The organism is Pedobacter hiemivivus (genome assembly GCF_005144565.1).
GTDB lineage: Bacteria > Bacteroidota > Bacteroidia > Sphingobacteriales > Sphingobacteriaceae > Pedobacter > Pedobacter hiemivivus.
Window position 1 is genome coordinate 277,091 of record NZ_SWDX01000007.1, and the last position, 21,621, is coordinate 298,711.

Here is a 21,621-nt window from a genome sequence, read left to right on the forward strand (position 1 = left end):
ATGATCAAACTCAAACTCAAAAAATGTAACCTTTTAAGTCTAAGGGTTGCAAAAACGTTGCTTGCTTCTGTTTTTATAGTCTTACTGGTTTGCACCGGTGATGCTGTTACCGCGAAAGGAATGCTGGCACCAATTACCATCACCGGAAAGGTTGTGGATTCAAATGGTGAGGCCATTATTGGTGCAACGATTAAAAGCTCGGCAGGTGGGGGAGCGGTGACTGATGCAAACGGAAATTATACACTAAAGACAGAAAGTAATGCCACACTTACCTTTAGTTTTATCGGTTATGTGAGTCAGGAGATAAAGATAAACAACCGAACAAAAATCAACATTACGCTTGCTTCTTCACTTAATCAGCTAAATGATGTGGTTGTAATTGGTTATGGTACTCAGAAACGGAAGGATGTAACCGGTGCAATCACTACAATCAGATTAGAGGACAGTCCAAAATCTGCTGTTCCTTTTATAAATCCCTTAGAAGCTATGCAGGGGACGGCTGGTATTAATATTGGTCCCTCAACCAGTGCTGGTGCAACACCAAACATTGTGGTTAGGGGGCAGAACTCTATCAATGCAAATATTTCGCCATTAATTGTTCTTGATGGAGTTATTTTTAACGGAAACCTGAATGACATCAATATGAATGATATCGCCACTTACGATATCTTAAAAGATGCAAGTTCAGCGGCTATTTATGGTTCAAGATCAGCAAATGGGGTTGTGCTCATTACGACTAAACGTGGAAGGACGGATAAGCCAACAATTAATTTTAGTACTTATTATGGCATTCAAAACTGGACTCGAGTGCCCGAAATGCGTAAAGGTGAGGATTTTTTACAATGGAGAAAGGATAATTTGTCTATTCGTGGTACTGATATATCAGATATCACTAAGGTGCTTAGTCCTTTGGAGCTTAAAGCATATAATGAAGGTCATGAACTGGATTGGATGGACGAGGTTAGCCAATATGCGCCTATTGGGAATTACCAGTTAAGTGTTTCGGGCAAAACAAATAACCTGAATTATTATTTTTCCGGAGGATATCTGAATCAGAAGGGTGTAATGTATAATGATTCTTTCAAAAAGCCTAATTTCACTGTTAAACTGGAAAATAACATTACTGATTGGCTTTCATATGGTGTGAATGGATATTATTCATCTCTGGATTATTCGGGTTATTCGCCAGGTCTATATATGGCCACATATATGTCGCCTTACAGTTACAAGTATGTTGAAGGAAGAGAAGGAGATTTGTTACAAAGGTATCCGGCAGGTAATACTTCATTGTTTAATCCATTGTGGGGCAATAATACTGAACTTACCAGGGGCGTGTATGACGATAATCTGGAAAGATCTTATAGCATCCAGGGAACAGGTTTTCTAAATATAAAGGTTCCTTTTATTAAAGGATTGAATTACCGTTTCGACGTAACAGGAAGGAAATCTACATCGGATCTTGCCAATTTCCACCATGAAGGTGCGGAAGTGAATACTTTAGTCCCTGCACAAATTGCAAACCCTACACAGTTTTTAAACAAAACAAGCGGATTTAAAGATAATGAAGTGTCTTCCAGTTGGCTAATTAACAATTTATTGTCTTACACACGCTCTTTTGGTCAGCATAACATTGACGCATTACTGGGGTATACGCGGGAGAGTTACCAGAGTGAGACTGTTCGTTTAAATGGTCTTGATTTTACAAATGCCGGGACTACCGCATTAAGTTATAACGGGCTGGAATTTGCGACTACTAAAACCGGATATACAAGAAATGGGGGATATGCCAATGTAGGGTATATAGGCAGGTTAAATTATAATTATGCACAAAAATACTATGCTACGTTAAATGTACGCAGGGACGGCTTTTCAGCTTTTGCAGAGGGACATAAATTTGGATGGTTTCCCGGAGGATCTGTGGCATGGGCTTTAAGTGAAGAGGGATTTATGAAGTCGCTAAAATTTGTTAATTATCTGAAGGCTAGGATTTCCTATGGGAATACGGGGAATCAAGGAATTGCTCCCTTAGCTACTCAGGCACTTGTTGATCCAGGCTTTACTGTATTCGGAAGCACAAGTACAGCATACATGACCCCATCTACCTTAGCTAATGAAATACTCACCTGGGAAAAAACAGCAGCGTTGAACTTTGGGTTGGATTTTAGCTTATTCGATAACAGGGTATCAGGAAATATTGATGTGTATAAAAGTAAAACAACGGATCAACTGCTGGTTCGGGGGCTTCCAGTCTTTACCGGCTTCAGTAAAGTAAATGCCAATATGGGCGAGGTACAAAATAAAGGGATAGAGATCACCGTAAATACCGTAAATATTAAATCTGAAGGTGGATTCAAATGGCAATCTGGTTTAAGCTTCTGGATGAATAGAAATAAACTTGTTCATCTTTATGGAACTGATGTTGACGGCAATGGTATAGAAGATGATAATGTTGGCCTAAGTTTATTCATTGGAAAATCTTTAGGGGCTAATTATGATTATACTGTAGACGGTATTGTTCAAAGTTCAGATACGGAGTATATGAATAAATATAAAACCCAATCTGGTGTCAATATTTTTGCTCCTGGTGACCTGAAAATCCGTGATTTAAATAATGATGGTGTGATTGACCCTAAAGACCGTTCAATAATAGGTTACGGAAAAGAGAATTTTAATTTTAACATCTCTAATACGTTCATGTACAAGAATTTTCAGTTGTATTTTAGCATCAACTCTATAGTTGGGGGTGGAAAGAATAACTTTTTCTCTTCTACTAATTTAAGAGGATTAAATCCCGGGCAAACCTTACCTACTCAGGCTAATTGGTTAAATGACGAATATTGGATGCCGGATAGAGAAAGTAATAAAAATCCAAGGCCTAATTATTCAAATCCCTATGGATATGGTTTTTATCAGTCAAGAACTTTTGCAAGATTACAAAATGCGTCATTAAGCTACACTTTTCCTAAACCGATCACAGAAAAATTGAAGGTGAATGACCTGAAAGTTTTTGTAAGTGGCACCAACCTGATTACGTTAACTGGTTGGACCGGATTGGATCCGGCAAATGGTGCTCAAATCGGAGGTAACGGTGGTTCATCTAGCAGTACTGTCAATACCTCACTGCCATTAATGCGTACTGTTTCATTTGGTTTAAATGTGGGCTTTTAATTAAATAAGACAAATTATGAAATCATATAAAAATATACTCGCCATCTTGGCAGCAGGTTCGTTAATGATCGCTTCCTGCAAGGATAATGAATTTTTAAGAGAAGAACCGAAAGACAAGTTGACTATTGCGGGGGCTTTTACCAGCAAGGCTCAGTTTGACGGCTTAAGTGCTACATTCTACAAAAATCTACAACTTTTATATTCTTCAAAAGATCAGACCCATGAGGCATTTGTCCTTGGTCTCGGAACTGATGTCATGTTTGATCCGCGAGATAATTCGGTTAAGTTTAATAACTGGGGATTGGTTAATGCACAGGAAGAGTTTGCCACAGATTTCTTCAATCTGATGTATGACAATATAAAGGTAGCCAATACATTAATTGGTGCTGCATCAAATCCTAAGGTCGTATGGGCAAGCGAAGCAGAGAAGGCTGCCACAATTGCTGAAGGTCGATTTTTCAGAGGTTTTGCCTACCGTAATCTGGCTAATGCATACGGGGGAGTGCCTATTGTACCAGAGGCGGTAACTACTCCTAAAGTTGATTTTGTAAGAGCAACGCGGCAAGAATGCTGGGCCTTTGCTAAAGCTGATCTGGAATATGCAAGGTTAAATTTACCCTTAACCACTACTGTGATCGGACGGGTAACACGTGCTGCTGCGGATCATTTTCTTGCTGAAGTAAATATTTCTTTGAAAGATTATGACGGCGCAATTGCTGCGGCAACAAGAGTTATTGACGGTACTGATGGTAGTTATGCGTTGGTAAAAGCGCGTTTTGGGTCAAGAAATACTTCGGCCATATATGATATAAATAAAGATTATTACTATGACCTTTTTGCCATGGGGAATCAGAATAGACAGACCGGTAATACGGAGGGACTGTTGGTGGCTCAATTTGAGGTTACTCCGACAGGTGGAGTAATACCGGGTGGTGTTACTGGTTTTACCAGGCCCTTAATAGAGCGGATGATGTGGTCCCAACCTTGGGCACTGATTAAGTCTGGTTATACAAATGTGGCGCATGATTCTACCGGACGTGGCGTAGCTTTCGTAAGGCCCACGAATTATACGATCTATGATATCTGGAAAAATGCCGGAACCGACATGAGAACGAATGAAACCAATATCAAGCGCAAATTCTATTTTGGTCCAAATATTAAGACCGTGAATCCCGCATTTAACCCAGGGCAATTGATCCCAAAATCTTTCCTGACTACTCGTGAAGATACAATGTTATATGTCTATCCTAACTGGGCAAAGTTCGGAACAGACAGACATATTGGTGGATTACCTGATAATGGCTATGTGAGAGATTTCTATGTAGCGCGTCTTCCGGAAACTTATTTATTAAGAGCTGAAGCTTATCTAGGTAAATCAAGAACTGACTTAGCGATGGCAGATTTAAATGTGGTAAGAGACCGTGCAAAAGCAACATTACTGACCAATCCAGCTAATGTTACAATTGACTATATTCTGGATGAACGTGCCCGGGAATTATTTGGAGAGGAATTCAGAATGCTGACACTAACCCGTCTCGGTCTGCTTTATGACAGGACCAAAAGATTTGGTAATCCCGCATCTGGAGCATCTGTATCGCTAAACAATAACTTGATGCCAATTCCGCAAGCCGCAATTGACCTGAACGTGGGCGCTAAAATGCCGAACAACCCAGGTTATTAATTTTTTCTAAATACGCACAAATCCGAACTGTGCAGGTGAATTCCTGCGCAGTTTATTCTTTTTTCGAAATCCAGGTACCAACTAAATGCTTATGAGGTTAATTAAATTTGTATTATTCTTCTCTACCGCTCTGCAGCTTTTAAATGCACATGCACAAGAAAAAAGCGGTTACATTCCGTTAACACAACAGGAAAGACAAAAGGTTGAAGTGCTGCTGAGCAAAATGACTTTAGAGGAAAAAGCACACCAACTTGCATCGTTTTACCCAAATGCCAATAAGCGACTAAATATTCCTCATATGCAGGCCGGCGAATGCCTACACGGTGTAGTTGCTGCCGGAACTACTTCCTTTCCACAAGCGATATCAATAGCCAGTTCATGGGACCCCTCATTGGTAGAAAGGGTTTCTACAGTGATCGCAAAAGAGGCGCGGGCTTTAGGTATTCATCATTGTTATACCCCAATGCTCGGTGTGTTGCGTGATGCCCGTTGGGGTCGTTTTGAAGAAGGCTACGCTGAAGATGCCTATCTGGTGAGTAAGATTGGTGTGGCTTTTATCAATGGCCTGCAGGGGCGGGGCAAGGATCGTTTCGGTAAAGATCGGGTAGTGGCAACGGCCAAACATTTTGTTGCTGACAGTGAGCCTTTGCTAGGTGCTAACGGTGCTGCGGTCGAAATTTCTCTCCGCAGTTTACATGAAGTTCATCTTCCACCTTTTCGGGCTGCGGTAGAAGAGGCACAGGTAGGTTCGGTTATGCCTGCCCATCATACCTTAAATGGTGTGCCTTGTCATATCAATACTTATACTTTAAACGATGTGTTTAGAAAAGAATATGGTTTTAATGGATTGGGTGTTTCTGATAACAATGACCTGAGGTGGGTGCAAGACCGTTTGTTTGCTACTGAAACTAGGGAAGAAACAATCAGAAAAGCACTCGAAGCAGGTGTACATACCGAGCTGGCTTTTAAACAGACCTGGGCGGATAAAAGAATGTACGGCCCACCGTTGGTTGCGGCGGTTAAAAGCGGAGAAGTACCTGTAAAACTACTGGACGATGCCGTTAGGAAGGTGCTGGAATTTAAAATCGCCTTACACCTTGATGAAGAAGAAAATCCTTTGGGTAAAGAAATGACCGAATTGCAGAAAGGCACAAAAGATGCGGATGTAAATGCCGATGTGTTTTTTTCGCAGATTGATGGTTCATTATCCAGTCCCAGGTCAAACTATAAAACTGTATTAAACAATCCTGCACATGATGCGTTGGCACTTGAAGCTGCTCGAAAAAGTCTTATTCTGTTAAAGAATAACAACTTGTTGCCCTTTAAAAAAAGTCAGTTCAAAAAGATAGCTGTAATAGGTCCTAATGCCGATACCATCAGGTTAGGAACTTATTCAACCCAGCAGCCTAAACATTTCATCACTGTAAAACAAGGGATTGAAAAAGCAGTCGGCAAAAATGCACAGGTATTGTATGCAAAAGGTACCGATATACAGCATCCTAAAGACGTGCAGATCGCAGAAGCGGTTGCTATTGCCAAAGAGGCTGATGTGTGCATTCTGGTATTGGGAGATGACGATAAAACCGTTATGGAAAATGTAGATCGGGATGATATCTCTTTACCGGGCGACCAGGATAAGTTGATGCAAGCCATTATGGCTACTGGCAAACCGGTAGTGCTGGTTTTATTGCACGGTCGACCGGCTGCCATCCAGTGGGCCAAAGATCATGTTCCAGCTATATTAGACGGTTGGTTTCTTGGTCAGGAAACAGGTACTGTTATCGCAGAAGCCATATTTGGCGACATCAACCCATCTGGAAAACTAACTGTTACTTTTCCTCGTAATGTAGGACAGGTTCCTGCATTTTACAATACTTTAATTCCAGGTAGACCAAGAATGATGTGGGGTACTGTTGAAGGTGCTACTTATCCATTTGGCTATGGATTAAGCTATACGCAATTTAAGTATGGGGAAGTAAAACTGTCCAAATCCAATATGAAAGCCAATGAAAGCATTTTTGCAGAGGTTGAAGTCACCAATACTGGTAAAATGGCGGGCGACGAAATTGTACAGCTTTACCTTCGTGATGACATTTCTTCACTGGCACGTCCAATTAAAGAATTAAAAGGATTTAAGCGCATCAGTCTACGTCCCGGCGAAACTCAAAAAGTGTCTCTACCGATTTCTTCGCGCGCGCTAGAATTCTGGAAAGATGGTAAATGGATCACAGAACCAGGTAGTTTCACTGTAATGATGGGGCCAAATTCTGAGGAACTCAAAACAATTAAGTTGCAGCTAGTTCACTAAATGACAATTTAAAGCTTTAAATATGTATAGACGGCACTTTTTATCTTTAATACCTTCTACGGCACTGCTGGGGATAGGGTTAAATGCTACTGCTGTTGAAGTGGCTGCTCAGAAACCATATAATGGAAGTCAAAATCCAGAGGACAGAAAATATTGGGTAAATGTAATGACCCGGATCGCTGCGCCTGTCTTAAACAACTTAAGTGAGGGGACACTTAAAAAGAATATGCCGGTTGAGGTAAATCCGGCTAGCACTTACGATCGCAGAACTGTAACTTATCTGGAAGCATTTGGCCGACTAATGGCAGGAATGGCTCCATGGCTCGAACTTGGAGCTGATGAAACAGAAGAAGGAAAGTTAAGAGGAAAGTACATTTTACTGGCTCGCAAAAGCCTAGCTAATGCTGTCGACCCCATGTCGCCAGACTTCATGCAGTTTACTTCTCAAAAATATGAACAAGCACTGGTAGATGCCTCTTTTTTAGCGCAAGCCCTGATAAGGGCACCTAAAGAACTTTGGGAACCCTTATCCGCTAAAACGAAAAGCGATGTGATCAATGCGCTTAAGTCAACACGTAACATCAAGCCCACCTATAACAACTGGCTCCTTTTTACGGCAATGATAGAAAGTTTTCTGATGCGCATTGATGAAGGTGCGGATGTGGTCCGGATAGATTATGCTATTAAAAAACTAGAAGAATGGTATAAGGGTGATGGTATATATGGCGATGGGCCGAAGTTTCATTTCGATTACTATAATAGCTATGTAATACACCCCATGCTTATTGATATTGTAAAAACAATGGTTGATAAAGGGCTTGAAAAATCGGAGGTATACGATACCATTTTAAAAAGAGCTGTGAGGTATGCAGATATTCAGGAAAGGTCTATATCTCCTGAAGGTACGTTTCCGCCGGTGGGTAGGTCGTTGGTGTACCGATTTGGTGCATTACAGGGTCTTGCCCAGATTACCTTAATGGACAAACTGCCCTCATTCATCAGTCCGGTACAAGTTAGGGGCGCCATGTCTCTGGTGATTAAACGGATGATAGAGGCCCCAGGCACATTTGATAAAAACGGTTGGCTAACGATAGGTTTTTGCGGGCACCAGATTGATATGGGGGAATATTACATGTCTACAGGAAGTCTGTACTTATGCACGGTGGGCTTGTTGCCACTAGGTTTACCAGCAAACGATAGGTTCTGGACAGCAAGTCCGGAACCATGGACGGCTATGAAAATATGGGGCGGGGTAAATATGCCAGCTGATCATTCAATTCCTTAAATAACGAGTTATGCAAACCATGAAAATTAAACTTAAGTTCTTGTTGATATTTGGTCTGGTACTTTATTGTGCAGTAGTTGATGCACAGATGAAAAATGACCTTCCTCATGATACGAAATATAGCGGTTACCCTAGTAGGGAGCCAGGCTTTGATGTACGGCCGGGTTTCGCTAATCCGCCTAAAGGATATGGTAATGTTCCCTTTTTTTGGTGGAACGGAGATACGCTTTCCCGTGCTCGCTTAACTGAACAATTGGATATTCTAAAAGAATCGGCTACAGATGGATTCGCCGTTAGCTATCTCCATACTGATCCGAAGGGTGCTGATTATGAGTTTAATAAAAAGAACGGCTATGGACTTTATGGAAGAACCGAGGCTGGCAATCCAGCTGTTTATTCAGATGAATGGTGGAAAACATGGAACTGGTTTTCTGGTGAGGCTGCCAAAAGAGGCATGGCCGTAGGTTTAGACGATTACACAATTGGATGGGTAGGGAATGGATATTCAACAGATGAGGTGCGTGATCTTGATAAATTTAAGTCCTATAAAGGAGCATTAACGATTAAAGTAGATAGTATAGTAGCAAATACAAGCTTAAAAATCACGGTTCCAGCTAATGTAGTGAGCATCACGGCATGGCCTGTAAAACCTGGTTCAGCTAAGTTTATAAACCTTAAGGATAAAGTTAAAAATGGGACGGTAGAATTTAAGGCGCCAAAGGGTGCAGACTGGAACGTGTATACCATTGTGGCCAGGAATAATTACATGCTGCATCCCGATCATGGTAAGGAACTGGTAAAACACTATTTTCAGCGTTTCGAAGATAAAATGGATACCCAGGGTCGCAAAGGGATGAACTATTTCTTTCAGGATGAGCTGTTCATACCGTTTAACATGAATACCTGGTCGGAAGATTTTGCTCAGCAATTTACTCGAATAAAAGGCTATGATGTACTGCCTTATCTGCCCGCGTTAAAAGAAAATATCGGCGCAATCACCCCAAAGATACGTATGGATTATGCGGATGTGCTGATGGAACTGGCAGAAGAAAGATATTTTAAGCCCATTTATGACTGGCATGCAAGTCGTGGCCTCATCTATGGTTCAGATAACCTGGATCGGGGACTGGAGCCGTTAAATTATGTAGATTACTTTCGTGTAGAAAGCTGGTATACCGCACCCGGAAATGATGCCCCAGCCAGGGGCTCTTCTTTTATACAAACCAAAGTGTCCAGCTCCGTTGCGCATTTGTACAAGCGTCCACGTACCTGGCTGGAGGCCTTTCACAGCATGGGCTGGGGCAGTAGTGGCGAGTGGCTGACCGAACAGCTGGACCATCATTTTATTGCAGGAGGTAATCTCATTTGTATGCATGGCCTCTATTACACTACCCATGGCGGATGGTGGGAGTGGGCGCCACCAGATTTTCACTACCGCATGCCTTACTGGCCGCATATGAAAAAATGGCTGGAATATGGCGAGCGTTTAAGTTTTGTGATGAGTCAGGGCACTCACGTTAGTGATATCGCTTTGATGTATCCTACCGAACCGATGCAGGCTTTTCCAGGTACCAGACCTAATGTAAGTTTTGCCACCGCAAAAACATTAAGCAATGCCGGTCTGGATTATGATTTTATGGATTACAGGTCACTCCTTAAAACAGAAATCAGTGACAAATCCCTGAAAATATCAGATATGGCTTACAAGATCCTGATCCTACCTGACATGAAGGCGATGCATTATGAGGCCTTGCAGCAGGCACTAAATTTTTACCGTAAAGGAGGAATAGTCGTAGCCACAGGTGCATTACCTATGGCCAGTACACGTAAAGGCAGTAACGATCAGGAAGTTGATGCTATTGTAAAGGAGATTTTCGGTTTAACGGCAAAGGAACAGGAAGCAGGTAAAAAGTCCGGTCTCCGTCGGAATGCTTCCGGTGGAAAAGGCTTACTTGCCGATACACTGAATATTGCAGCCATACTGGCACAGCACATTACGCCGGATTTTATCCCAGGTGAAGGAGGAGGTAAGGTGCTGCACCGCAAAATTGGTGACAAAGATCTGTACATGACCATGAATATAACACCTGGTAACGAAGTTTTTTACCGGATGCAGGGACGTCCTGAATTATGGGACGCCAAGACGGGGCAGACAAAAATATTACCTGTCATTAAACAAACAAGTGATGGTACCTATATCCGATCAGATGCCGGTTATAGTAATTCGAGTATCATCGTCTTTTCGCCCGGTACTCCTTTGATTGCAACGGAAGGTCAGCTGGCTACAAAGGCAATAGAGAAAATAGCTGTTAAGGGTGATTGGATGATTAGTTATTTACCTACAATGGACAATAAATGGGGAGATTTCAGGTTGCCTGCTACTGCGGAAAAGATCAGTACTGAAGCGAGGACCTTTAAATTTAGTACCAGCAACGACATAGCCAAAGATTGGACATCTCCATCATTTTCTGACCAGAATTGGGAAGAAGGAATTTATGATTATGGATACCAGATGCAGTGGCTACTGGACTCTACAGAGAAAAATTTCGATACTTTGATACAGCGGGCTTTGGGTGGAAAATTAAATAGTTGGAAACCATATCGTTTTTCCTGGCGTTTTGGGGTTTGGGATCATCCAGGACCTCAGGGCTATCATGGATTAAAAGCCAAAGTTAATGATGGTTTCTTGATTTTGGACGGCGTTGGCAGTCATCTGTTTAGTACGTTTGTGTATGCGCCTAAGTCAGAATTGTATCAAGTTGAACTTGGAGAACGGCAGCCTGATCGGTTTTATGTGGATGGGAAATTGCTCCAAGGCAGAGAAATCCAACTTACAAAAGGTTGGCATGCAGTTTTAGCGGGCTATGAAAATGTACCTAAAAAGGGCTTTAAAGTTGGACCGAACTCCCGTGATGAGCGGCCAAGAAGTGCAATTGTCTTTTTGCCGGCATCAAGCCCGTTGCCGGAAATAGTGTCGCCATATTCTACAATCTTAGCTATGCGCTGGTATATGTCGCCCAAGCTCATGTTCGACCCTAATAAGGGGGAATATAAGACCTACAGCTATCGGTTCAAATCTGCACCTGGTTTAGAGAAAATGGAAATGGGTATTTACGGAAATAATCCTAAGGTATGGATAGATGGCAAACCGTTGGCCAGCAAGAATATTGAATTGCTAAAAACAGAGAAGGGGTTGAATACTTATCGGATTACGTTGCTAGAAAGGAAAGAAAAAGTTGCAGTAGTAGCGATGGAAATTGAAACTCAAACCGGTATTCAGGATGTAGCAGTATTCCCTTTCCCTATCAAATTGTTCTGTACATCGGGTTTACTAGCTGCTGGCGACTGGGCTGAAACAGGGCAAATGAGACATTATTCTGGTGGACTTTATTACCGTAAAACTATGCCGATAACTACAGAGCAGCTCAAAGGAAAAATTACTTTGGACCTTGGGGAAGTGGTAGCCACCTGTGCTGTTAAAGTGAATGGAAAGGAAGTAGTAACATTGATGTCTAAGCCCTATAAAGCCGACATTAGTTCATTTCTGAAAGTCGGCGATAATGAGATAGAAGTTTTGGTGTATAGCACATTGTCTAATCATTATCAAACGATTCCTTCTGCTTACCGCGGAAATCCAAGAGCTGGCCTATTAGGGCCAGTTTATCTAGAGTTTCAAAAATAAGATGGCCTGATGCCTGGGCATATTTATTACTCGCAATTGGGAGTAGTATATGTCCAGGTTTCAGAAACGCCAGTAGGGAAGGTATATACCATGCCTTTTCCAGTTTCAAACCATAATTTTCCACGCACTTTTTCACGGTTGCCTATTTCATTCATCGATAAGCTATCGTAAATCCTTCCGTTAATCATCACATACTTGATTTTTTCGGAGTTTCTGATGTCGTCAAGCGGGTTGGCATCCATCACGATAAGATCAGCCAGTTTGCCGACTTCCAAAGACCCAATTTCTTTACTCATCCCCAAATAAGCAGCTCCATTTACAGTAGCGCAACGAATAGCCTGTAATGGCGTCATTCCACCTTGTGCCAACATCCATAATTCCCAATGTGCACCTAAACCTTGGATCTGTCCGTGTGCGCCCAGATTTATTTTTGTGCCGGCATCTGCAATTTGCTTTGTCGCTTTGGCTACTTCAATGTGGCCATAATCACCATACTCGGAGGTCATTCTTCTTCGGGCACGAGGATCTATGATAGAACGAGGGGTAAAGGCCATTAAACGTTCATTTTCCCAAACATTGGTTCTGTCGTACCAGTAGTTTTCGCCCCATTGGCTACCGTAACTTACAATTAGCGTTGGGGTATAGGCTACTGCGGTTTTGTTCCAGAAGCTGGTAATATCTTTGTAAACCGGGGCTACCGGGATGCTGTGTTCAATGCCTGTATGTCCATCAGCTACCATGTTCATATTGGTGAAAAATGTAGATCCACCTTCGGGAACAACCATCATCTTTAATTGTCTGGCTGCTTCGAGGATCTGCTGACGCTGATCACGGCGAGGTTGATTGTAAGATTTTACCGAAAATGCGCCTACAGCTTTTAGCCTTCTGAGGTTTGATAAGGCATCTTCAAGGTTATTGATGACTACTTTGAAGTCGCCATCTGCACCGTATAAAATGGAACCTGTAGAGTATAGGCGAGGGCCAACGAGTCTTCCTGCTTTTATCATTTCCGATTGACTGAATACCATTTCCGTATTGCTGGATGGATCGTGAGAGGTGGTTACACCAAAGGCGAGATTGGCTAGGTACGACCAGTCTTGCTGTGGACTTATGCCATCCGGACTGGTACGTAAATGCGCATGTACGTCAATCATACCGGGCATAATGGTTTTTCCGGTTACATTAATCACCCGGGTGTTTTCTGGAATAGGTAGGTTTTTGCCAATAGATACAATTTTATTGTTCTCTATAAGGATACTGCCGTTTTCAATCACCTCATCGCCATTCATGGTAATGATTCTGGCACCGGTTAAGGCGACTAATCCAGTGGGTGCATCGCTTTTAAGTTTTAAACCAATGGCAAGGCCAATGCTGTCTGGTTTAGGGATACTTTGTGCAGATCCTTCTGTAAAATTGAAGGCTGTTTTGATCTCGCGACTAAAGTACTGTTCACCTAGTGTCCAGAAGATTTTATTACTGTCGTGGCTCCAGTGCAAGTACGTCCCGGCATCTTTAGTGATCCGGGTAAGTGGAATGGCCTTGTTGGTCGAGGAAAGTTCGAGTGCTGTGCCGGCAGTAACCATTGGGGTTACATAGATGTTAAATAACTCGGTAAAAGCCATCCATTTGCCATCAGGACTAGGTGCAAATTGGTTAGCATAAGTTGAAGTGTAGTGGGTACGTTCATTACCTCCATTTAGATCTACACTTTTAAAAGCCTTTTTGCCAGCTTCATTGGATTGGAAATAAATTCTGGTGTCGTCGGTATTAAATATTGGTCTGATGCCACTTTCAGAAATCAAGGTTTTAGGGCCACCATTGGCTGACATGGTAAAAATTCCTGTTCCACGGCCATAAGCATAGCCTAATACGTCATTGCCTACACCTTTTCTAAATACGATTTTATCCCCTTTGTTGGAGAAGGAAGGCGAGTAATAAAAGCCTTTTTCTTCGGTTAGCGTAACCGTTTTGCCTGATTTTAGGTCTGTTTTTTTTATAGCTCCTTTAAATTCGTCGCTCCAGGTTGCATAGATAACTGATTTGCCATCTGCACTAATTTCGGGTTCAAATTCAAAATCAAGGCCCTTTGTTAATCGTTCAGGCGCAGCATTTGGGAGATCTTTTTTATAGAGGAAGCCGGCGGCGTTAAAGACAACAAATTTTCCATCGGCAGAAGTCGTAAGCTGCCGGATCATTTTTACCGTAAAATCGTTAGTAAAGACCTGCTGCGGAAAGTGTAATGCCTCTTGTATGGTTTGCGAAGTGGTTACATGAAATGGGATGTTGTTGGTGAATAGCGAGTTTAAGTCTATTTTTTTGATCTTCCCTCTGGCATAAAACACGATGCTTTTGCCGTCTGGTGTCCAGGCATAGTTGGGGTAAACGCCAAAAATAGCCCAGGTTTCCTGTTGATCATGGGAGAGATCTTCATATATCGGCCATTCTTCGGCTGTTTGCAGATTTTGTACAACAAGTACCGATTTTAGTCGGATTCGTTTTACATAGGCCATCATTTTGCCATCGGGCGATATCTGTGGTCTTGCCGCACCACCCGGTTGCGCAATAAGGTTGGTGATTTTGCCTGTTGTTAAATCAAGCTGCCTGATGGCATAAATCATCCCATTGGGATCTTTGCTGTACTCGAAGTTAGGGCCGGGCGACATATCTTCACTGTAATAAAGATACCTGCCATTTGGTGAAACATTAGGTTCTCCGGCGTCCTGCTGATCGTTTTTTCTTTTGGTGAGTTGTACGCCTTCGCCACCATATATGCTGTACATCCACATTTCTCCGGCACCTAAGGAGCGAGAAGCCGTAAAATGTTTTCTTGCGATGAGGTATTCACTGTTGGGCATCCAGGTTGCGTTATTTAGCAATCGGAAGGTTTCTTTGGTAATCTGTCTTTTGCCAGAGCCATCACGGTTCATGATCCAGATGTTATCGCCTCCGTTTTGATCACTGGTATAGGAAATGTATCGGCCATTGGGACTAAAACGAGGCTGTATGTCCCAGGCTGGTCCGCCGCTTAATAATACTGCCGAACCGCCGGTAATGGGCATGATGTAGAGGTCACCTAGTATGTCGAACACAATGTCTTTACCATCCGGACTCACATCCAGGTTCATCCAGGTGCCTTCATCCGTGTTTAAAGTGAAGGTTTTTGTCGGACCTTTATATTTGTCTACTTCCCATTTTTTCTCTTGAGCGAATGACGATTGAAATATTAATACCAGAGATAACAGTAAAAACGATAGTTTCATACTAGTCGGATTGTAATTTAAGCCCGCAATTTAGTAATATCAGTTCATTTTTATAGTTTTGAGGATTAGAGTTTATATAAAAGCTACATTTTGATTGCAATTTTGACAGAGATGCTATATGTTCGTCGTCATGCTGTTTGCTCGTCGTCATCCTGAATTCATTTCAGGATCTCGCACCTGCAAAGCGGCTTTTCTCTTGCGAGATCCCGGTCTTCACCGGGATGACGACCGATTAAAAACAATCTGTCATTGGTAATTCGTAATGACGGCAGGATAGTATAAAGACTCTTTGGTCATATGAACGAAGCAGAGATATTAAAGCGATATTGGGGATTTGATAGTTTCAGACCACTACAGGATGAGATCATCAGATCAGTTTTACAGGGAAATGATACGTTAGCGCTATTACCTACGGGTGGAGGCAAGTCTATTTGCTTCCAGGTACCGGCAATGGTTAAAGAGGGGATATGCATTGTGATTTCTCCTTTGGTAGCTTTAATGAAAGATCAGGTAGAGGCCTTGAAAGCAAAGGGTATTGAAGCCGTGGCTATTTACGCCGGAATGGGGAAACGGGAGATTGATATATTGCTCGACAACTGCATTTACGGAAAGATCAAGTTTCTGTATTTATCACCAGAACGTTTACTATCCGAATTGGTACGTATACGTATCTCCTACATGAATGTCAACTTAATTGCCGTTGATGAGGCACATTGTATTTCGCAATGGGGCTATGATTTTAGACCACCTTATTTGAAGGTGAGTGAGATTAGAGCGATACTTCCTGATGTACCTGTACTGGCACTTACAGCAACTGCCACCCGCTTTGTGAGGAATGATATTGTAGAAAAACTACAATTTAAAAACTCTAAAGTATTTGTTCAAAGCTTTGCCCGTAAAAACCTGAGTTATGTGGTATTGGATGATGAAGATAAGTATAAAAAGCTATTCGGGATTGTCACTAATGTGAAGGGAAGTGGGCTGGTATATGTACGTAACAGGCGGGAAACGGCAGAGGTAGCTGCTTTTTTGAGGAGGAATGGAATCGCAGCAGATTTTTACCATGCAGGTATAGAAAAAGAAGAGCGCTTTAGGAAGCAGGAGGATTGGAAACGCAACCGAATAAGGGTGATGGTGGCTACTAATGCTTTTGGAATGGGGATAGATAAACCTGATGTACGCTTTGTGGCGCATTTGGATCTGCCGGATAGTTTAGAAGCTTATTATCAGGAAGCTGGAAGGGCAGGTAGGGACGAGCGAAAGGCATACACCGTTTTACTGGCCAATAAGTCGGACGAGTATGCTTTGAAGACTAAGTATGCTGATAGTTTTCCTTCCGTTGATGAGATTAAGAAAGTTTACCATTACTTGGGTAACTACTATCAGCTGGCTTACGGTGCCGGTGAAGGCTTGACCTTTGGTTTTGATTTGGCTGATTTTTGTAAAAGATTTAATGTTGGGATTATTAAAACCATGGCTGCACTAAAATTTTTAGAGCATGATGGGTATCTGACTTTATCAGAGAATATATTTCTGCCTTCGAGGTTATTGTTTATTGTTGGTAATGAAGATGTTTATCGGTTTCAGATAGAGAATGCTGGTTATGATCCGCTTATAAAAGCTATATTAAGATCTTATGGAGGTGCTTTTGAGCAATATGTAAAGATTAGTGAGGGTGATATTGCAGGTAAAATCAGGTCTTCGTTTAAGGATGTTGTCCGCCATTTGAATACCTTACAGGAGCAAGGATTGTTATCTTATTTGCCGCAATCAGATCAGCCACAATTGCAATATTTACTTCCGAGGTTGGATTTTAATCACATGGATATTGATGTGAAATATATTGAGCAGCGAAAGCAATTGCAAACTGCTCAGGTCAATGCTGTGTTGGCTTATGCTACTAAAAAGGAGTGCAGAAGTATACAACTGTTGACTTATTTTGATGAGCCAGGTTCGGATAAATGCGGCATATGTGATGTTTGTCTGGCAGAGAAAAAGCTGGATGATGCGGATCAACTGGAAGATAAAATAGACTTTGAGATTGCCATGCTTTTGCAAGTGGAAATGCATACCATCGATACTTTGGTTACTGGAATGGCCACTGGGACAGAAAACGAACGTTTAGAACGGATACGTGCATTGCTGGACGCTGGAAAAATTAAAACAGATGGTAAAAATTATTACCTTTAATCTTATGAAAAACATATCCCTAATTGCCTTATTTATCCCTGTGTTATTTGCAGGATGCGAAAACAAGTGTATCGAAGATTCTGGTAATCATGTTAGCAGAGCGGTATCCGTAAAGAGTTTTGATAAAATAAAAGTGGATGGTGCGATTAAGCTGGTTTTGACGCAGGATAGTAGTTATAGGATTCAGGTTGATGCCGACTCCAACATCATTACTTATGTGAAAGCGGATGTATCTGGATCTGAATTAAAGATAAAACTGGATTATGATAAGTACTGTGGTACCGATTCTATTGTGGTTCATGCTGGGATTGGTGAATTGAAAGATTTAGATCTGGCTGGCGCGGTTAAAGTTGTGGGTGATGGGCGTATTTATGCCCGCGATTTAGACCTGACTTTTTCAGGAGCATCTGACGTGAGTTTAGATTTGAGTGCTGCTAAGGTGACTACCAAAGTGGATGGCGTTAGTAAAATAGCGTTGACCGGACAAGCGGGAGTACATGATTTGAAAATTAATGGAACAGCAAAGGTTAATGCCTTTGATTTCGTAGTAGGGGTATACAATATCGAAACTGAGGGAACCGGAAAAGCCAATATTAATGTCTTGAATGAGTTGAAGGTTAAAACTTCAGGATCGAGTGAGATCTATTATAAGGGGAATCCTAAGAAGGTAGATGAAAAAAAATCAGGAGCGACTAAGCTTGAGAAAGTAAATTAGTGCCGATTGTGGTTTTTTAGCTACTTTAGTGGCCTTATTTAACACATGGAAAAAAATAATAAAAAGGTTATCCGATCCTGGGCATTTTTCGATTGGGCCAACTCTGCATACAATCTCGTTATCACTTCAACTATATTTCCTGCCTATTATACCATTATAACTACGACCAAGGAACATGGTGATCAGGTTAGTTTTTTCGGTAGGACGTTTACCAATACGGCTTTGTCTAATTATGCGCTTTCTGTAGCCTATTTAGTTATGGTTATTTTATTGCCTGTATTGTCTTCAATGGCCGATTATAGGGGGAATAAGAAGCTTTTTATGAAGTTATTTACCTATATGGGTGGTTTTGCTTGTATTGGTTTGTATTTTTTCAAATTGGATAGTCTGGAATTTGGGATCATCTGTTTTGCTATAGCCGCAATGGGCTATGTGGGTGGAGTGATGTTTAATAACTCTTATTTGCCGGAAATAGCCACGCCTGATCAGCAGGATAGGGTAAGCGCTAAGGGGTATGCCTATGGTTATATAGGAAGTGTATTGTTACAGCTTGTTTGCTTTGTTTTTGTATTGAAACCTGAGCTTTTTGGGATTGTAGATCTTTCCTTTCCGCCGCGATTGTCATTTTTACTCGTTGGCTTATGGTGGATCGGCTTTGCTCAGATTTCTTTTAGATGGTTGCCGGCTAGTAGCCCTAACCATCAGGCTATCAACAAGCGGGTAATTCATAGTGGTTTTCAGGAGTTGGCTAAAGTTTGGAAACAATTAAAGCATATGGAGTTTTTGAAGACGCTTTTGTTGGCCTTCTTTTTTTACTCGATGGGGGTACAGACGATTATGCTTGCTGCTGCGGGTTTTGGAGAGAAAACGTTACATCTGGGGACGGCAAAGCTGATTGCTGTGATTTTAATTATTCAGTTGGTGGCGATCGCGGGAGCGATGTTGATGTCGCATTTTGCTAAAAAAATAGGGAATGTTAAGGTGCTGATCTTTGTCGTGATCATATGGATCGCTACTTGTTTATGTGCTTATTTTATAACCAATGAATATCAGTTTTATGGTTTGGCGGCAATTGTTGGCCTGATTATGGGGGGGATTCAATCTTTATCCAGATCTACTTATTCAAAATATTTGCCTGTTAACACACCTGATACCGCATCTTATTTTAGCTTTTACGACGTAACGGAGAAGCTGGCTATTGTGATTGGTCTTTTCAGTTTTGCTTTTATTGAGGAAGCAACGGGGAGTATGCGTAATTCTATTCTCGTTTTGGCATCGTTTTTTATAATAGGTTTGGTATTTTTGGTGCTGCTTAGAAGAGTAGAAGTGAAATTGGCTAGTGCCGATCGTCATTCTTAAAGAGAACTACATGAAGATAGAATTATTTGTGCCTTGTTTTGTTGATCAATTGTATCCAGAAACCGCTTTCAATACGATTAGGTTGTTAGAAAAGTCTGGTTGTGAGGTGTTTTATAATTCTGCGCAAACTTGTTGTGGACAGCCGGCTTATAATGCAGGGTATTGGGAGCAGGCCAAGGAGACGGGTGTTAAGTTTTTGAATGATTTTTCTGAAACGGATTATATTGTTGCACCATCGGCCTCATGTGTGGGGATGGTAAAGAATGGTTTTAATGATTTGTTTACCAACACCAATTTGCATAATAAATGCAGAAATATTCAGGGTAATATATTTGAGCTGTCTGATTTTTTGGTGAATGTATTGAAGCGGGATTACTTTGGTGCGGAATTGGATGGTAAGGCTGTTTATCATGATTCTTGCAGCGGATTACGTGAATGCAAGATTAAAGAAGAGCCTAGGCAACTGCTAGCTAAAGTACATGGACTGGAGCTGGTTGAAATGAAAGATACGGACATGTGTTGTGGCTTTGGTGGTACTTTTTCCGTTAAATTCGACGCGATTTCTTCTGCCATGGCCCAGCAAAAAGTGAATAATGCGCTGGAACAAGGGGCAGAATATATCATTTCAACAGATTTATCATGTCTGCTGCACTTACAAGGTTACATCGATAAAAATAATATTTCTTTAAAAACCATGCATTTAGCGGATGTTTTGACAAGCGGCTGGCTGGAGAGTACAGAATATTAAAATCAATTTTATTCGGGTCCTGGGATCGATTCTGTCAGGATGAGCTGATCTTTCTGATCATAATAAGTGCAGGTCATCAATGATAAATTCACTATCCATCTATCGATTCCTGTTTCTGCGCAATGTTTGCAAAAGCTGAGGTAATCCGTTTGCCCTGCCTGATGCATTTTCAAATACTTCGCAAACTTTTTCTTATGACTTACAGCAGCGACGACTAAAGGTTCATACTTTGCCTTGGAGCTTAGTTGAGGGCCATTATTTCTAAAATACTGGGTATGGCTATCAGATACATAGGTCACAAATTCTTCTACGCCTAACTTTTTGATCGCTTGAATGTACTGGGGGAAATCTGCTCCACTTTTTACTTTTCCATGTTCCTGCTCAATCGCTTTAAGTGCTATTTTAGGGCTATTAAAAAATTTAGAATCCCTCACCAATTCGATATCATCCCAATCTTTGGTCTGTTCCTGATCTACTGTCCCATCCGCTATTACAGCTCTGAATACAGCAACAGGATTGAAGCTTTTACTATTGATGATCAGGTTACCAGAAAATGTCTTTTGTATAAACTGAAATGAAAACATAGAAATACATAAACAGCCTGGTTCTATTTCAAAGTTAAGTTCCTGAGCTGGCATAACGCTATCTTTTGAACCATTTGGAATTTCAATCGACTGAATCGGACACATCGTTCTATTTCCATAAGTAAGGTCAAACATCCCCACAGCGATGTTTAGCAAGCAGGAAGTCGCTTTTGCTGGAAATTTCATATCCTTTGAAACATGCATTTCCGGCAACTTGATGGTCAGGATATTTCCATTGATGGTCTGTTCAGGTTGCGCAAAGAAATTATCCATTACAGGAGAATCCGCATTAAATTCAAAACCATTGAGCCGATCAAAACTATTGGTTGTAAAACGATAGGCCTCAGATTGAGCGTCGAATGCCTGTTTCAATGCCTTTTGTACGTCTGTTCTAAAGCGATAAACCATTGTTCCATCATAAAAATCTGTGATGATCTCCGTTGCATCTCGCCGGAATTGTTCTGCCAGGGTACTGGCGATCCCAAATTGAGTTGCTGCTTTGTGTGTGTTTTCAGTTTGCTTCTCCTTTGTCAACCTGGATTTGCCTGTAACCAATTGCATATTGCGATACTTCTTAAAAACAGCAGGTCCTATTACACCTGTCAGGAATTTTCCGTCAAATTTTGCCATGATCTATATGT

The 21,621-nt window shown here is 41.5% G+C and carries 11 protein-coding genes; 9 read left to right on the forward strand and 2 right to left on the reverse strand.

The features are described 5' to 3' along the window. From FBD94_RS18635 to FBD94_RS18655, 5 genes are all read left to right on the forward strand, one after another. Positions 1 to 3,168, forward strand: coding sequence for a SusC/RagA family TonB-linked outer membrane protein (locus FBD94_RS18635; protein ID WP_136881326.1), 3,168 nt, complete (start codon positions 1 to 3; stop codon positions 3,166 to 3,168). A 16-nt stretch (positions 3,169 to 3,184) separates the two neighbouring features. Beyond that, complete coding sequence (locus FBD94_RS18640; protein ID WP_136881327.1) at positions 3,185 to 4,849, forward strand: RagB/SusD family nutrient uptake outer membrane protein; 1,665 nt, start codon at positions 3,185 to 3,187, stop codon at positions 4,847 to 4,849. 91 nt (positions 4,850 to 4,940) lie between these two features. Continuing rightward, a complete protein-coding gene (locus FBD94_RS18645) occupies positions 4,941 to 7,157 on the forward strand; it encodes a glycoside hydrolase family 3 C-terminal domain-containing protein (protein WP_169472354.1) in 2,217 nt (738 codons plus the stop codon). A 22-nt stretch (positions 7,158 to 7,179) separates the two neighbouring features. Next, positions 7,180 to 8,442 carry a DUF2264 domain-containing protein gene (locus FBD94_RS18650; protein WP_169472355.1) on the forward strand — a complete coding sequence of 421 codons (1,263 nt, stop codon included), beginning with the start codon at positions 7,180 to 7,182 and terminating at the stop codon, positions 8,440 to 8,442. A 19-nt stretch (positions 8,443 to 8,461) separates the two neighbouring features. After that, a complete protein-coding gene (locus tag FBD94_RS18655) occupies positions 8,462 to 12,124 on the forward strand; it encodes a glycosyl hydrolase (protein ID WP_136881329.1) in 3,663 nt (1,220 codons plus the stop codon). Between the two features lie 26 nt (positions 12,125 to 12,150). On the opposite strand, the gene FBD94_RS18660 is transcribed toward FBD94_RS18655, so the two are convergent. After that, complete coding sequence (locus FBD94_RS18660; RefSeq protein WP_136881330.1) at positions 12,151 to 15,384, reverse strand: amidohydrolase family protein; 3,234 nt, start codon at positions 15,382 to 15,384, stop codon at positions 12,151 to 12,153. 297 nt (positions 15,385 to 15,681) lie between these two features. On the opposite strand from FBD94_RS18660, the gene FBD94_RS18665 reads away from it, so the two are divergent. Genes FBD94_RS18665 through FBD94_RS18680 form a run of 4 tightly spaced genes read left to right on the forward strand, consistent with a single transcriptional unit; the run spans position 15,682 to position 20,396 of the window. Then, on the forward strand, positions 15,682 to 17,574 hold the full coding sequence (locus FBD94_RS18665; RefSeq protein ID WP_136881331.1) for a RecQ family ATP-dependent DNA helicase: 1,893 nt from the start codon (positions 15,682 to 15,684) through the stop codon (positions 17,572 to 17,574). A 4-nt stretch (positions 17,575 to 17,578) separates the two neighbouring features. Beyond that, positions 17,579 to 18,289: a head GIN domain-containing protein gene (locus FBD94_RS18670; protein WP_235884557.1), complete on the forward strand. Its 711-nt coding sequence runs from the start codon at positions 17,579 to 17,581 to the stop codon at positions 18,287 to 18,289. A 45-nt stretch (positions 18,290 to 18,334) separates the two neighbouring features. Continuing rightward, positions 18,335 to 19,648, forward strand: coding sequence for an MFS transporter (locus FBD94_RS18675; protein ID WP_136881333.1), 1,314 nt, complete (start codon positions 18,335 to 18,337; stop codon positions 19,646 to 19,648). Positions 19,649 to 19,658: 10 nt separating this feature from the next. Next, positions 19,659 to 20,396 carry a (Fe-S)-binding protein gene (locus FBD94_RS18680; RefSeq protein WP_136881334.1) on the forward strand — a complete coding sequence of 246 codons (738 nt, stop codon included), beginning with the start codon at positions 19,659 to 19,661 and terminating at the stop codon, positions 20,394 to 20,396. 8 nt (positions 20,397 to 20,404) lie between these two features. On the opposite strand, the gene FBD94_RS26330 is transcribed toward FBD94_RS18680, so the two are convergent. Next, entirely contained in the window at positions 20,405 to 21,610 is a 1,206-nt protein-coding gene (locus FBD94_RS26330; protein WP_235884560.1) for a DUF1398 domain-containing protein, read from the reverse strand. Between the last annotated feature and the right edge of the window lie 11 nt (positions 21,611 to 21,621).

Bases quoted from the DNA above. Each gene is read 5' to 3' on its own strand.
- FBD94_RS18635 (WP_136881326.1), top strand. From the start codon at position 1: ATGATCAAACTCAAACTCAAAAAATGTAACCTTTTAAGTCTAAGGGTT.
- FBD94_RS18660 (WP_136881330.1), bottom strand. From the start codon at position 15,384: ATGAAACTATCGTTTTTACTGTTATCTCTGGTATTAATATTTCAATCG.
- FBD94_RS18650 (WP_169472355.1), top strand. From the start codon at position 7,180: ATGTATAGACGGCACTTTTTATCTTTAATACCTTCTACGGCACTGCTG.
- FBD94_RS26330 (WP_235884560.1), bottom strand. From the start codon at position 21,610: ATGGCAAAATTTGACGGAAAATTCCTGACAGGTGTAATAGGACCTGCT.
- FBD94_RS18640 (WP_136881327.1), top strand. From the start codon at position 3,185: ATGAAATCATATAAAAATATACTCGCCATCTTGGCAGCAGGTTCGTTA.
- FBD94_RS18665 (WP_136881331.1), top strand. From the start codon at position 15,682: ATGAACGAAGCAGAGATATTAAAGCGATATTGGGGATTTGATAGTTTC.
- FBD94_RS18655 (WP_136881329.1), top strand. From the start codon at position 8,462: ATGAAAATTAAACTTAAGTTCTTGTTGATATTTGGTCTGGTACTTTAT.
- FBD94_RS18645 (WP_169472354.1), top strand. From the start codon at position 4,941: ATGAGGTTAATTAAATTTGTATTATTCTTCTCTACCGCTCTGCAGCTT.
- FBD94_RS18670 (WP_235884557.1), top strand. From the start codon at position 17,579: ATGAAAAACATATCCCTAATTGCCTTATTTATCCCTGTGTTATTTGCA.
- FBD94_RS18680 (WP_136881334.1), top strand. From the start codon at position 19,659: ATGAAGATAGAATTATTTGTGCCTTGTTTTGTTGATCAATTGTATCCA.
- FBD94_RS18675 (WP_136881333.1), top strand. From the start codon at position 18,335: ATGGAAAAAAATAATAAAAAGGTTATCCGATCCTGGGCATTTTTCGAT.